This window comes from Antiquaquibacter metalliresistens (assembly GCF_029211225.1).
In the GTDB taxonomy this organism is placed as follows: domain Bacteria; phylum Actinomycetota; class Actinomycetes; order Actinomycetales; family Microbacteriaceae; genus Rhodoglobus; species Rhodoglobus metalliresistens.
In genome coordinates this window covers 25,636-39,638 of record NZ_JARGEM010000008.1, presented here as the reverse complement: position 1 = coordinate 39,638, position 14,003 = coordinate 25,636, and the positions used below count along the sequence as shown (strand labels likewise).

The 14,003-nt window shown below is 68.5% G+C and carries 13 protein-coding genes; 6 read left to right on the top strand and 7 right to left on the bottom strand.

Translation table 11 applies throughout. The annotated features are described in order from the left end of the window. Positions 1 to 52 precede the first annotated feature (52 nt). Positions 53 to 1,879, top strand: a complete 1,827-nt coding sequence (locus PYV02_RS13725) for an AMP-dependent synthetase/ligase (RefSeq protein WP_275759629.1) — start codon at positions 53 to 55, stop codon at positions 1,877 to 1,879. Between the two features lie 15 nt (positions 1,880 to 1,894). On the opposite strand, the gene PYV02_RS13720 is transcribed toward PYV02_RS13725, so the two are convergent. The 3 genes from PYV02_RS13720 to PYV02_RS13710 are packed head-to-tail and all read right to left on the bottom strand — an operon-like array spanning position 1,895 to position 7,153. After that, entirely contained in the window at positions 1,895 to 2,386 is a 492-nt protein-coding gene (locus PYV02_RS13720) for a peptide deformylase (protein ID WP_275759628.1), read from the bottom strand. Positions 2,387 to 2,391: 5 nt separating this feature from the next. Then, positions 2,392 to 3,696, bottom strand: a complete 1,305-nt coding sequence (locus tag PYV02_RS13715) for a MinD/ParA family ATP-binding protein (protein ID WP_275759627.1) — start codon at positions 3,694 to 3,696, stop codon at positions 2,392 to 2,394. Positions 3,697 to 3,748: 52 nt separating this feature from the next. After that, the gene (locus PYV02_RS13710; RefSeq protein ID WP_275759626.1) at positions 3,749 to 7,153 is read right to left on the bottom strand and encodes a pyruvate carboxylase; all 3,405 of its coding nucleotides are present in this window, start codon (positions 7,151 to 7,153) and stop codon (positions 3,749 to 3,751) included. Between the two features lie 119 nt (positions 7,154 to 7,272). On the opposite strand from PYV02_RS13710, the gene PYV02_RS13705 reads away from it, so the two are divergent. Beyond that, the gene (locus PYV02_RS13705) at positions 7,273 to 8,082 is read left to right on the top strand and encodes a ParA family protein (RefSeq protein WP_275759625.1); all 810 of its coding nucleotides are present in this window, start codon (positions 7,273 to 7,275) and stop codon (positions 8,080 to 8,082) included. 93 nt (positions 8,083 to 8,175) lie between these two features. Here the strand turns inward: PYV02_RS13705 and PYV02_RS13700 are convergent, their stop codons facing one another. From PYV02_RS13700 to PYV02_RS13685, 4 genes are all read right to left on the bottom strand, one after another. Continuing rightward, positions 8,176 to 8,724 carry a MerR family transcriptional regulator gene (locus PYV02_RS13700; protein WP_275759624.1) on the bottom strand — a complete coding sequence of 183 codons (549 nt, stop codon included), beginning with the start codon at positions 8,722 to 8,724 and terminating at the stop codon, positions 8,176 to 8,178. A gap of 151 nt (positions 8,725 to 8,875) precedes the next feature. Further along, entirely contained in the window at positions 8,876 to 9,538 is a 663-nt protein-coding gene (gene ftsR / locus PYV02_RS13695) for a transcriptional regulator FtsR (protein ID WP_275759623.1), read from the bottom strand. A gap of 38 nt (positions 9,539 to 9,576) precedes the next feature. Then, positions 9,577 to 10,074: an FHA domain-containing protein gene (locus PYV02_RS13690; RefSeq protein ID WP_275759622.1), complete on the bottom strand. Its 498-nt coding sequence runs from the start codon at positions 10,072 to 10,074 to the stop codon at positions 9,577 to 9,579. Positions 10,075 to 10,086: 12 nt separating this feature from the next. Then, the gene (locus tag PYV02_RS13685; protein ID WP_275759621.1) at positions 10,087 to 10,701 is read right to left on the bottom strand and encodes a CDP-alcohol phosphatidyltransferase family protein; all 615 of its coding nucleotides are present in this window, start codon (positions 10,699 to 10,701) and stop codon (positions 10,087 to 10,089) included. 43 nt (positions 10,702 to 10,744) lie between these two features. On the opposite strand from PYV02_RS13685, the gene PYV02_RS13680 reads away from it, so the two are divergent. The 4 genes from PYV02_RS13680 (at position 10,745) to PYV02_RS13665 (ending at position 13,996) form a co-directional block, all read left to right on the top strand. Continuing rightward, positions 10,745 to 11,557: a DUF1295 domain-containing protein gene (locus PYV02_RS13680; RefSeq protein WP_275759620.1), complete on the top strand. Its 813-nt coding sequence runs from the start codon at positions 10,745 to 10,747 to the stop codon at positions 11,555 to 11,557. An 18-nt stretch (positions 11,558 to 11,575) separates the two neighbouring features. Beyond that, a complete protein-coding gene (locus tag PYV02_RS13675; RefSeq protein WP_275759619.1) occupies positions 11,576 to 12,019 on the top strand; it encodes a hypothetical protein in 444 nt (147 codons plus the stop codon). A 2-nt stretch (positions 12,020 to 12,021) separates the two neighbouring features. Next, complete coding sequence (locus PYV02_RS13670) at positions 12,022 to 12,399, top strand: RNA-binding S4 domain-containing protein (RefSeq protein ID WP_275759618.1); 378 nt, start codon at positions 12,022 to 12,024, stop codon at positions 12,397 to 12,399. Positions 12,400 to 12,571: 172 nt separating this feature from the next. Beyond that, entirely contained in the window at positions 12,572 to 13,996 is a 1,425-nt protein-coding gene (locus tag PYV02_RS13665; protein ID WP_275759616.1) for an NAD-dependent epimerase/dehydratase family protein, read from the top strand. The last annotated feature ends 7 nt before the right edge of the window (positions 13,997 to 14,003 follow it).

The window sequence follows — 14,003 nt, the reverse complement described above, 5'->3', positions numbered from 1 at the left end:
TCGCGGCTAGACTGGATCGACGATGACCCGCACGGTACCGAAGGAGTTGCCGATGAAGCAGTTCGATGTTCCAGCGATGGCCAAGGCCGACCCGGACGCCAACACCACCGACCTTCTGATAGACCGGGTGGCGGCGACGCCGAACGGTGCGCTGTTCGCGCTGCCCACCGCCGACGGGGGTTGGCAGGATGTCACGGCCGCCGAATTCCTCGGTCAGGTGAAGGCGCTCGCCAAGGGCCTCGTCGCCGCCGGCATCCAGCCCGGCGACAAGATCGGGTTGATGTCCAAGACCAACTACGAGTGGACGCTCATCGACTTCGCCACCTGGTTCGCCGGTGCCGTGCTCGTGCCGATCTACGAGACCTCGGCCCCGAGCCAGATCCTCTGGAACCTCGCCGACTCGGGCGCCGTCGGCATCATCACCGAGACCGCGGAGCACTTCGCGCGATTCGACGAGATCCGCGCGGACGTGCCCGGCGTCATCCACAGCTGGAAGATCGACCTCGGTGACCTGGACAAGCTCGCCGCCGCCGGAACCGAGGTGCCCGACGAGGAGATCGAGCGGCGCCGCACGCTCGCCAAGGGCAGCGACATGGCCACCCTCATCTACACCTCGGGCACGACCGGTCGCCCCAAGGGTTGCATCATCACCCACTCGAACTTCGTGGAGCTTTCGCGCAATGCGCAGTTGCGCATCCCCGAGGTCGTCAACCCCGAGTCGAGCACGCTGCTGTTCATCACGCTCGCCCACATCTTCGCGCGCTTCATCTCGGTGCTCGCGGTGCACGGCGGAGTGAAGGTCGGCCACCAGGCGGACACCAAGCTGCTCGTGCCCTCGATGGGATCGTTCAAGCCGACGTTCCTGCTCGCCGTGCCACGCGTGTTCGAGAAGGTCTACAACGCCTCCGAGCAGAAGGCCGAGGCCGGCGGCAAGGGCAAGATCTTCCGCAAGGCCGCGGATGTCGCGATCGCCCACTCGAAGGCGCTCGACGCCGGTCACGTGCCGCTCGGGCTCAAGCTGCAGTTCGCGCTCTTCGACCGCCTCGTGCTCAGCAAGGTCAAGGCCGCACTCGGCGGCCGCGCCCAGTATGCGGTCTCCGGCTCCGCCCCGCTCGGCCTGCGACTCGGTCACTTCTACCGCAGCCTCGGGCTGACCATCCTCGAGGGCTACGGACTCACCGAGACCACCGCGCCGGTGTCGGTCAACGTGCCCTCGAACTTCAAGATCGGCAAGGTCGGCCCGCCGCTGCCCGGCAACTCCGTGCGTCTGGCCGAAGACGGCGAGATCCAGGTCAAGGGCGTGTGCGTGTTCGCGGGCTACTGGAACAACGAGCAGGCGACGAAGGACACCTTCGACGGCGAGTGGTTCAAGACCGGCGACATCGGCACGATCGACGAGGACGGGTATCTCGAGATCACCGGTCGCAAGAAGGAGATCATCGTCACCGCCGGCGGCAAGAACGTGGCCCCCGCGGCGCTCGAAGACCCCATCCGCGCGAACCCGATCATCGGCCAGGTGGTCGTCGTCGGCGACCAGAAGCCGTTCATCTCGGCCCTGATCACCCTCGACGACGAGATGCTCCCGGTCTGGCTCAACAACAACGGGCTCGACGCGAGCATGCCGCTGACGGAGGCGGCGGTGCATCCTCAGGTCATCGCCGAGGTGCAGCGGGCGGTGGATGCCGCGAACTCGACGGTCTCGCGCGCCGAATCGATCCGCAAGTTCCAGATCATCGACAGCGTGCTGAGCGAGGCGAGCGGACACCTCACGCCGAAGCTGAGCATCAAGCGCGACGTCATCCTGAAGGACTTCGCGGATGTCGTGGAGGGGATGTACTCGGGCAGCCCGCAGACGCAGGGCGTCTCCGTCACCGGCTGACGACCCCGGTCGAAGCTAGTACCAGGGGGCCATGCGGATCGACCGCATGGCCTCCTTCTTCGTCTCCGGGTCGAGTCCCTCGATGTACAGGTGCCCATCGAGATGGTCCACCTCGTGCTGGAGCATCTGCGCGAAGACTCCTTCGCCGGCGAGTTCGACGGGCTCTCCCGCGAGATCGACGCCGGTGACCCGGGCGAACGGGTACCGCATCCGGGGGAAGTAGAAGCCCGGCACCGAGAGGCACCCCTCGTCGATGAGCTTCGGATCACCGGAGACCTCGACGAGCACCGGGTTGATCACGTAGCCGATCACGCCGTCGACGTTGTAGCTGAACGCACGCGACCCGACACCGATCTGGTTCGCCGCGAGCCCGGCGCGACCGGGCAGGGCCACCGTCTCGAGCAGATCCTCGACGAGCGCCTCGGCCCGCGGATCGCCCGGACGCACCGCATCGCACACCGAGCGCAGCACGGGGTCGCCGAAGAGACGGATGGGACGTTCGGCCATCGTGGTCAGGCGTCCCGCTGCGCGGGGATGCCGTCGACCACGAGCGCCGCCAGATCGCGTGCGGCCTCGCGCGTGTGCCGCTCGAGCCCGTCGTAGCGGATGACCGAGCCGGTGGCCAGCGAAGGATCGTAGGGGATCTTCACGATCGCCCGCACGCGGGAGGCGAAGTGCGCCTCGATCTCCTCCAGCTTGACCAGGTTGGTCGCCTGAGTCGCGGTGTTGAGGGCGACGACGGCCTGCTTCACCAGCTCCGGGTATCCGTTGGACTCGAGCCAAGTGAGCGTCTCGGAGGCGAGGCGTGCCTCGTCCACGCTGCCGCCGGAGACCACCACGATCGCATCCGCGCGCGCGAGGGTCGCGGTCATCGCGGAGTGCAGCATCCCGGTGCCGCAGTCGGTGACCACCACCGAGTAATACCGCTGAGCGATGTCGGCGACCGCGTTGTAGTCGTCCTCGTCGAACGCCTCGACCACGGTGGGGTCGGTGTCGGAGGCGAGCACGTCGAGCCGGGTCGCGTCGCGCGAGACGAGCGTCTGGAACTCGCTGAAGGTGCCGAGTCCATCACCGCGGGTGATGACGTCCCGCACGGTCGCGCGCGTGTTCTTCGTCACGCGCTCGGCGAGGGTGCCGCGGTCGGGGTTCGCGTCGATCCCGATGACGCGATCGTCACGCACGTCCGCGAGCGCCATGCCGAGCAGGGCCGTGAGGGTGGTCTTGCCGACCCCGCCCTTGCGGGTGAGCACCGCGATGAACCGGGTGCCGCCCTCGAAGTGCTTGCCGATGCGGGCATCGAGCGCCTTGCGAGCGCGCACGCGGTAGGAGTCCCCGACGTTGACCAGACCGAAGGTGACGTCGTAGAGCAGGCGCTGAAGGAACCCTTCCGGCGCCGGGGTGTGCTTGCGCTTGGGCACGACGAGGCGCTCGGCGGTGAGCATCGACGCGGACTCCGGCAGTGCGGAGATCTCGGGCTGGCGACTACGACGGCTGTAGACGACGTCGGGCTCCGGCAGCGGCGGGATCGTCGATGCGGGCTCCACCTCGGGCACCGTCAGCACCGTCTCGGGCACGAGCGTGATCGTCGTCGTCGAGGTTCCGGTCGCGTCGAGGAGCGGGTCGATCGCGCCGCTGTCGTCGATCGCGACGGCCGCCTCGTGCTCCGGCACTTCGTGCACCTGCACGGGCAGCGACACCGTGAACGTCATGACTTCGCCCTCGCCGGGCGCCTGCTCCTGGAGTTCCGTCGCCGTCTCGAGCACTTCGGACTCAGGCTTCTTGCGCTTCACCACCACGATGGTTCCTCCTCTTGACAAACACCCGAGTCTACCGCGAGCCCGGCCCGCTCGTGGAATCGCGGCGGACACGTCAAGCGGGGTCGATCTCCAGGATCAGGTCGCCGGCATCCACTTGCTGCGTCGCCGGGATCGCGGTGCGCTTGACGACACCCGCGACGGGCGCCGTGATCGCGGCCTCCATCTTCATCGCCTCGATCGAGGCGACTGGCTGCCCGGCGATCACGGAGGCACCCTCCTCGACCTGCAGCGTCACGACGCCGGAGAACGGCGCGGCGACCTGTCCCGGCTTCGACGCGTCGGCCTTCTCGGCGGAGTTGGTCACGACGGCGATCGAGGTGTCGCGCACGTAGACGGGCCGGAGCTGACCGTTGAGCGTGGCGAGCACGGTGCGGAAGCCCTTGTCGTCGGCCTCGCCGATCGCCTCCAGACCCACGAGCAGGCTCACGCCCTTCTCTATCTCGACGACGTGCTCCGTGCCGGGCCGCAGGCCGTAGAGGTAGTCCGTGGTCTCGAGCACCGACAGGTCGCCGTAGTTCTCCCGCGCCTGCTCGAAGGTCTTGGTGGGCCCGGCGAACAACAGCCGGTTCAGGGCGGAACGGCGCACCTCTCCCGCGGTCGCCAGCGCCTCTTCGTCTTCCGCACTGATCGGCTCGACACCGATCTTCACCGTGCGGCCCGCCAGCACCTTGCTGCGGAACGGTTCCGGCCAGCCGCCGGGCAGCTCACCGAGCTCCCCCGCCATGAATCCGATGACCGAGTCCGGGATGTCGTACTTCTCCGGGTGCTGTTCGAAGTCGTCCGGGTCCGCATCCACCGCCGCGAGGGCGAGGGCGAGGTCGCCGACCACCTTTGACGAGGGCGTCACCTTGGGCGGGCGGCCGAGGATGCGGTTGGCCGCCGCATACAGGTCCTCGATCTTCTCGAAGTGGTCCGCGAGGCCGAGCGCGATGGCCTGCTGGCGCAGGTTGGAGAGCTGCCCGCCGGGGATCTCGTGCTTGTACACGCGACCGGTCGGCCCGGGCAGGCCGGACTCGAACGGCTTGTAGACGTGCCGCACCGCCTCCCAGTACGGCTCGAGGTCGGAGACCGACTGGAGTGAGATTCCGGTGTCCCGTTCGGTGTGCGCGAGGTCGGCGACCAGTGCGGACATCGAGGGCTGGCTCGTGGTGCCGGACATCGGCGCGCTGGCCGCGTCCACGGCATCCGCACCCGCGGCGGAGGCCGCGAGCAGCGTCGCGAGCTGACCGCCGGCGGTGTCATGGGTGTGCACGTGCACGGGCTGGTCGAAGCGCTCGCGCAGCGCGGTGACCAACCGATGCGCGGCCTCGGCGCGCAGCAGGCCCGCCATGTCCTTGATCGCCAGGATGTGCGCACCGGACTCGACCATCTGCTCGGCCAGTCGCAGGTAGTAGTCGAGCGTGTAGAGCTTCTCGGACGGGTCGAGCAGGTCGCCGGTATAGCACAGCGCGACCTCCGCGACGGCGGTGCCGGTCTCGAGCACGGCCTCGATCGCCGGACGCATCTGCGACACGTCGTTGAGCGCGTCGAAGATGCGGAAGATGTCGATGCCGGTGGCGGCCGCCTCCTTGACGAACGCGTCCGTCACCTCCGTGGGGTACGGCGTGTAGCCCACGGTGTTACGACCGCGCAGCAGCATCTGGATCGCGATGTTCGGCAGTGCCTCGCGCATCGCGGCCAGGCGCTCCCATGGGTCCTCGCCGAGGAAGCGGAGCCCCACGTCGTAGGTCGCACCGCCCCAGGCCTCGACCGAGAGCAGCTGCGGGGTCAGTCGCGCCACGTGCGGCAGCACCGCGACGAGGTCGCGGGTGCGCACCCGGGTCGCCAGCAGCGACTGATGCGCGTCCCGGAAGGTGGTCTCCGTCACCGCGAGGGCCTTCTGCTCGCGCAGCGCCGCGGCGAACCCGGCCGGACCGAGCTGCAGCAGGCGCTGACGGGAACCCGCCGGCGCCGCCACGTCGAGATCGACGATCGGCAGCTTGTGGTCGGGGTTGGACAGCCCCGCACCCGAGCCGTTCGGCTGGTTGACGGTGACCTCGGCGAGCCAGGTCAGCACCTTCGTGCCCCGGTCCTTGGACTGGTGGCCGTGCACGAGCCACGGACGCTCTTCGATGAACGACGTGCTCACATCGCCGGCGATGAAGTCGGGGTCGTCGAGCACCGCCTGCAGGAACGGGATGTTCGTGGTCACGCCCCGCAGACGGAACTCGGCCAGGCCGCGCCGGGCCCGCAGCACCGCCGCGGGGAAGTCGCGCCCGCGACACGTCATCTTCACGAGCATCGAGTCGAAGTACGGCGAGACCTGCGCACCCGCGGCCACCGTACCGCCGTCGAGACGGATGCCCGCGCCGCCGGGCGAGCGGTAGGTCGTGATCTTGCCGGTGTCCGGTCGGAACCCCGCCGCCGGATCCTCCGTCGTGATGCGGCACTGCAGGGCCGCGCCGCGCAACTGCAGGTTCTCCTGCTGCAGGCCGAGTTCGCGCAGGCTCTCCCCGAACGCGATACGCATCTGCGACTGCACGAGGTCGACGTCGGTGACCTCCTCGGTCACCGTGTGCTCGACCTGGATGCGCGGGTTCATCTCGATGAACACGTGCTGTCCCTTGCGCTCGCCCGCGGTGTCGAGCAGAAACTCCACCGTGCCCGCGTTGACGTAGCCGATGGACTTCGCGAAGGCGATCGCATCCCGGTACATCGCCTGCCGGGTGTCCTCGTCCAGATTCGGGGCGGGCGCGATCTCGATCACCTTCTGGTGACGACGCTGCACCGAGCAGTCGCGCTCGAAGAGGTGCACCGTCTCCCCCGTGGCATCCGCCAGGATCTGCACCTCGATGTGCCGGGGACGCACAACAGCCTGCTCCACGAACATCGTCGGGTCACCGAACGCGCTGTCCGCCTCGCGCATCGCGGCCTCGAGCGCGTCCCGCAGATCCTCCGGCCGGTCGACGCGCCGCATGCCGCGCCCGCCACCGCCGGCGACCGCCTTGGCGAACACCGGGAAGCCGATCTCCTCGGCACCGGCGACTAGCGCATCGATGTCGGTCGTCGCTGGCGTCGACTTCAGCACCGGCACCCCGGCCGCGATCGCGTGCTCCTTGGCCGTCACCTTGTTCCCGGCCATCTCGAGCACCTTCGTCGGCGGACCGATGAAGGTGATGCCGGCCGCCGCAGCGGCCTGCGCGAGGTCGGGGTTCTCGGAGAGGAAGCCGTAGCCGGGGTAGACCGCATCCGCCCCGGACTCCTTGGCGACCCGGATGATCTCGGCGACATCCAGGTACGCGCGAACCGGATGACCGACCTCGCCGATCTGGTAGGCCTCATCGGCCTTCAACCGGTGCATGGAGTTGCGGTCTTCGTAGGGATACACGGCGACCGTGCGAGCACCCAGTTCGAACGCGGCGCGCATCGCGCGGATCGCGATCTCACCTCGGTTGGCGACGAGAATCTTCTTGAACATCCGGTCCTTCCGACTGCACCAAGCTTAGGGTGAGAGAAGACTGGCAATCGGCCCCGAGCCTTCCACTGCGGTGCCGGGTTTTAGGTTCTTTAACACCAGTGAAGGTATCGTCGTTACTCGTGCATGTACTCAGCGTCAGCTCCCTCAAGGGAGGCGTGGGCAAGACCACGGTGACGCTCGGGCTCGCCTCCGCAGCGTTCGCTCGCGGCCTTCGCACCCTCGTGGTCGACCTCGATCCGCAGTCCGACGTCTCGACCGGCATGGACATCGATGTCGGCGGCCACCTCAACATCGCGGACGTGCTCGCCTCGCCCAAGGAGAAGATCGTGCGCTCCGCGATCGCGCCCTCCGGCTGGACGAAGGGTCGTCCCGGCAAGGTGGACGTGCTGATCGGCTCGCCGTCCGCGATCAATTTCGACGGGCCGCACCCCAGCATCCGGGACATCTGGAAGCTCGAGGAGGCGCTCGCCAACGTCGAGGCGGACTACGACCTCGTGCTGATCGACTGCGCACCTTCGCTCAACGCGCTCACCCGCACGGCGTGGGCTGCGAGCGATCGCGTGACGATCGTCACCGAGCCGGGCCTGTTCTCCGTCGCCGCCGCCGACCGTGCGCTGCGGGCGATCGAGGAGATCCGCCGCGGCCTCTCCCCCCGGCTTCAGCCGCTCGGCATCATCGTCAACCGGCTGCGTTCGCAGTCGCTGGAGCACCAGTTCCGCATCAAGGAACTGCGCGACATGTTCGGGCCGCTCGTGCTCTCGCCGCAGCTGCCGGAGCGCACCTCGCTGCAGCAGGCGCAGGGCGCGGCGAAGCCGCTGCACGTGTGGCCGGGCGAGTCCGCGCAGGAGATGGCGCGCAACTTCGACCAGCTGCTCGAGCGCGTGATGCGCACGGCGCGCATCGGCGACTTCGCGAACGAAGACGCGTAGCTCAAGCCATCGGCCTCGGCGCGCCGCACGCCACGTCAGACGAGCCCGCGTAGAGCGGGATGCCAGACGGTGCCGTGACCGGGTCGGTCGCGGTTAGGAGGCGCGAGTGGCGCGGCGGGCCGCGAGCTCGTCCATCGGGTCGGCGGCCTTGACGGAATCGAGCTCGACGAGATCGTGCTCCACCTCGCGAAGCACCTTGCCGACCGCGATGCCGAAGACGCCCTGTCCGCGACTGACCAGGTCGATGACCTCGTCGTTCGAGGTGCACAGGTACACGCTCGCGCCATCGCTCATCAGCGTCGTCTGGGCGAGGTCGTTGATACCGGCCTCGCGAAGCTGGTTGACCGCCACCCGAATCTGCTGCAGCGAGATGCCGGTGTCGAGCAGGCGCTTGACGAGCTTGAGCACGAGGATGTCCCGGAAGCCGTAGAGCCGCTGCGAACCCGAGCCGGCCGCGCCGCGCACCGTCGGCTCGACGAGCTGCGTGCGAGCCCAGTAGTCCAGTTGGCGGTAGCTGATGCCCGCCGCGCGCGCCGCGACGGCGCCGCGGTAGCCGGCATCGTCATCCAGCTCGGGAAGACCGTCGGTGAAGAGCAATCCGAGGTCGTAGCGAGACTCCTCGTTGCGGCTGAGTTCGCTCATCGCTGCCCCTTGGATCGTGAACCCGGGCCCGGACGATCCGAACCCTCAAGTTGAAGTTGACACTGAGTGTTTCGCGTCACACCCACGGTACCCACCCCGGCGCCCGCATCCTCGGTAGCTCGCCGGGCGTGTCGGAACCTCCCGACCGACGCTACACCGAATCGAGACGGGTGAGGGCGGATCTGATGAGACTGCTGCGCACGATCTCGAGCTGACCGGCGATCTCCCGCGCCATCTCCGCCGCACGCGCGCGGCTGGAGGCATCCTTGCGACGTGACACGGGCATCAGCGCGTTCTCGATGAGCCCCAGCTCGCGCTCCGCGGCGGCGCGGAAGCCGCGAAGGTGACGTGGTTCGATGCCCGAGCGCTGCAGTTCCACGAGCGAGGTCAGCACCGCCAACACGTCCTCCCCGAACAGCTCGGACGGCACGATCAACGACGCCGAGATGGCGTCCGCGAGCAGCATGGGGGTCGCCCCGGCCTCGCGAACGAGCTCGTCGCGGGTGAACCTGCGCTCCGCGGAGAGCATCGATGTCGCCGCCGACGGGCCGCCGGGCAATTCGGGCGTTCGCCCGGCATCGAGCTCGGCGAGATAACCCCGGATCACCTTGAGCGGGAGGTAGTGATCGCGCTGCATCGTCAGCACGAACCGCAGTCGGTCCAGATCGGTCGGCGAGAACTTGCGATAGCCCGACTCGGTGCGCGCGGGCGAGACCAGCTGCCGCTCCTCGAGGAATCGCAGCTTCGATGGCGTGAGCTCGGGGAACTCGGGGCTCAGCTTCGCGAGCACCTGACCGATGCTGAGAAGATGCACCCCACCGGTGGTTCGCGGCTGGGGTTGTACCGAGGGCACTACCGGCCGGCCAGGTGGGCCAGATCGAGCCGCGAAGCATAGAAGGTGAGCCGGAACTTGCCGACCTGCACCTCTGCTCCATCGCTCAACAGCGCCGTCTCGATGCGCACCCCGTCGAAGTACGTGCCGTTGAGCGAACCCAGATCCCGCACCTCGAAAGCCGTGCCGTGGCGCAGGAACTCGGCATGCCTGCGCGAGACCGTCACGTCATCCAGGAAGATATCGGCCTCCGGATGCCGCCCCACCGTCGTCACGTCCGCGTCGAGCAGGAAACGGGCCCCCGTGTTCGGCCCGCGTCGCACCACGAGCAGCGCCGACCCGGACGGAAGCGCCGCGATCGCGTCGAGCTCCTCGGGCGAGACATCGCCGTCGAGCGCCGCCAGTTGCGCGCTGAAGTCCTGACCGAACGTGACAGTGGCGTCATCGCCGGCACCACCGGACAGTGCGCCCCCCTGGGGCGTTTCAGCGGGCTGACCCTGAGTCTCGGAATCATCCATCGTTGAACCTCCCTAGCTTTCCAGCGTATCCGATCCGGGCGCCTGCGAGGCCCGCGGAATTCTCGTCAGCCGCGCGACTTCGCGCGCGTACACGAAGCCGGCCCACCAGTAGAGGAACGCACCCCACAGCGCGAAGGCCCAGCCGATCGGGTCGGCCCACCATGCGACGTGCGGGAAGGCCTGGCCGAGCGTGAGCAGCGGCAGCGCATAGAACAGGAAGAGCGTGGCCGCCTTGCCGAGGTGATGCACTTGAAGCGGGCCGTAGCCATGGTTGGCCAGCACGATGCCGAGCACCACGAGCATCGCATCGCGTGCGACGATGACCACGAACAGCCACCACGGAATGACGCCACGCGTGGCGAGACCGATGAGCGCGGCGAAGATGAACAGCCGGTCCGCCGCCGGGTCGAGCAACTGACCGAGCCGCGAGATCTGCCCGAAGCGGCGGGCGATCACCCCGTCGACGTAGTCGCTGATGCTCGAGAAGATCAGCACGATGAGCGCCCATGCGTCCTCGCCCACGACGATGAGCACGAGGAACACCGGCACCAGGAGCAGGCGGATGAAGCTCAGCACGTTGGGGACGGTGAAGATCCGGTTGCTCACCTCGCCAGCCGTCGCTCCCACGCGCCCGAGTCTATCGGCGCGCCCGACGCAATAGGATTCCCGCATGGCACCTCTGATCGTCGCGGCCGGCATCGCCGCCGCCGTCTTCCTGTTCGTCTGGGTCGCATCGCTCATCACGCGCGATCACTCCTGGGTGGACCGCCTGTGGTCGATCGTCCCCGCGGTGTACGTATGGGTGTTCGCGATCTACGCCGGACTCGCCGACCCGAGACTCAACGTCATGGCCGTGCTCGTGACGCTGTGGGGCGCACGGCTCACCTTCAACTTCGCGCGCAAGGGCGGCTACTCGGGCGTCGAGGACTACCGTTGGCCGATCCTGCGGGAGCGCATGAGTCCGCTCGCGTTCCAGGTGTTCAATCTGCTGTTCATCGCGTTCTACCAGAACGTGATCCTGCTGCTGATCGCCCTGCCCGCCTTCACCGCCTACGAGCACCGGTCGACCCCGTTCGGCGTGCTCGACGTTGTGGTGACCGTCGTGTTCCTCGGCCTGCTGGTCGGAGAGACGATCGCCGACCAGCAGCAGTGGAATTTCCAGCAGGCCAAGCGTGCCGGTGGCGAGTCGTTCAGGCCGCGATTCGTGCAGACCGGCCTGTGGAAGTACTCGCGGCATCCCAACTTCTTCTTCGAGCAGGCGCAGTGGTGGGTGCTGTTCCTGTTCGGCGCGATCGCCGCCGGCTCGCTGCTGCAGTGGACCGTGATCGGCGCCGTGCTGCTCACCGCCCTGTTCATCGGCTCCACGGTGTTCACCGAATCGATCACCAGGTCGCGCTACCCCGAGTACGCGCAGTACCAGGCGACCACCTCGCCGATCATCCCGCTGCCGCCTCGGCGTGCCAAGGAGACCGCCACCGCGTGATCGACTAGCGTGTCGCGCATGTCCTGCATCCGCTTCAACACCCCCGCACAACGGCGGCAGATGGCGGCGATGGCACCCGCGATGCTCACGGCCGAACAAGCCGCGGCGCTGCATCCGGCACCGGAGTTCACCCCGAGCAAGCTCGCCCGCCTGCGGCTGCTGGCCACGGACCCGAACCCCCGGATCCGGGAGCGCGTCGCGCTGGACTCACACACGCCCGACGACGTGATGGCCGAGCTCGCCCGGGACCCCGACGAGGGCGTGCGCGCGTGCGTCGCTCGCAACGAGTCGACACCGTGCGACATCCTGCGCGAGCTGGTCGACGATCCCGCCGAACGCGTGCGCGGCTTTCTCGCCCTGAACTTCTTCGTGCCGCAGGATGCGATGGCCAGGCTCGCCCAGGATCGCAGCGAGACGGTGCGCGGCCTCGTCGGCTGGAAGACCGAACTCGCCACGGCCTGACGATGGCGGTGCGGATCGATAGCTGGCTGTGGGCGGTGCGGGTCTACAAGACGCGCTCCGCGGCGACGGCGGGATGCCGCGCCGGTCACGTGCGCGTCAACGGCGAGCGAGCCAAGGCGGCTCAGTCCGTGGCGATCGGCGACGAGGTGCGCATCCGCATCGCGGGCTTCGACCGCGTGCTGCGCGTGCGCCAGGAGATCGTCAAGCGGGTCTCGGCGCCGGTGGCGGCAACCGCCTACGTCGACGAGAGTCCGCCCAAGCCCGAACCCGAGACGGTCGGCATCGCCCCGCGCCGCGATCGTGGCGCCGGGCGGCCGACCAAGCGCGAGCGCCGCGACCTGGAGCGACTGCGCGGTCGCGATCTGCCGCCCGGGGCGTAGGCTCGGCAGTCAGAGCCGTCGGCTCCGGGAGGACGCACCATGGCTGATAAGTCGCAGAAGAAGACACCGTCGAACAAGACCGCGGCGAGCAAGTCCCTGAAGGAGAAGCGCGCCGACAAGAAGGTCAAGGCCGCGGGCAAGCGCAAGGACACCTAGGACTCCAGGAGGCGGATTGGTCGCTGCGAAGAAGAGGGTCTTCCTCACCGGGGCCACGGGGAACATGGGCATCGAGGTGCTGCGCGAGTTCGTGCGGCGCAGCGACCGTTTCGAGGTCACCGCCCTGGTGATGCCGGGCGACCGGGAGCGCGTCATCATCGAGGAGTTCGCGCACGAGCCGTCGGTGACGGTGCAGTACGGAGACGTCACCTCGTATCAGACCGTCGAGTCGTGCGTGGCTCGCAGCGACATCGTCGCCCACCTGGGCGCCCTCGTCTCGCCGTACGCCGACGAGCATCCGCAGCGCACGACGGAGGTGAACGTCGGCGGCGCGCTGAACATCATCGCCGCGGTGCGGGCGCAGCCCGACCCCGCGAGCGTCGCCGTCATCATGATCGGCTCGGTCGCGGAGTTCGGCGATCGCAACCCTCCGTTGCACTGGGGCCGGATCGGCGACCCGCTGGCGCCGTCGGAGTACGACAACTACGCCCAGTCCAAGATCAGCGCCGAACGCGCGCTCGTGGACTCTGGACTCCCGCGCTGGGCATGGCTGCGCCAGACCGGTATCTTCCATCCCGGCATGCTCGCGATCAGGGATGCCATCATGCTCCACGTGCCGCTCGGCGGCGTGCTCGAGTGGGTTTCGGCGGTGGACTCCGCGCGGCTGATCGCCAACGCCTGCGAAGACGACGCGCCCGAGGAGTTCTGGGGCGGTATCTACAACATCGGCGGCGGCGCGGGCTGGCGCCTGACCAACTGGGAACTGCAGCTGCGCATCGGACAGGCGCTCGGCGTGCGCGACATCCGCCGGTGGTATGACCGCAACTGGTTCGCGACCGAGAACTTCCACGGGCTGTGGTTCACGGACTCGGACGCGCTGGAAGACCTGCTGCACTTCCGCTCCGGCGGCTTCGAACAGGCCCTCGAGGATGCCGTTGCGAAGCAGAGCGCGCTCACGCGGCTGGCTCGGTTCATCCCGACCTGGTTGGTGAAGCGCTCGGTCATCGCCCCGCTCTGCCGCGGCGAACGCGGCCCGATGTCCTGGATCAACGAGAACGACGAGGCCCGCATTCGCGCCTACTTCGGTTCACGACAGGCGTGGGAGTCGATCGGCGACTGGTCCACGTTCTCGCCGCCGACGCCGTCGAGGGTGCCCGTGCTGCTCGATCACGGGTACGACGAGAGCCAACGCCGTTCGACGTGGAAGCGGTCGACGCTGCGCGAGGCCGCGCGTTTCCGCGGCGGCGAACTCGGCGACGCACCCGCACGCGTGGACGACGCGACCCCACTGCCGTGGACCTGCGCCGACGGCCACGCGTTCATGGGGTCACCGCGTCTCGTGCTCCGCGCCGGACACTGGTGCCCGGTGTGCGTCACCGACACGGCCGGCTTCGAGCGTCAGGCCGAACGCAACCCGTTCCTCGCGCAGCTGTTCGGCTGAGCGCAGC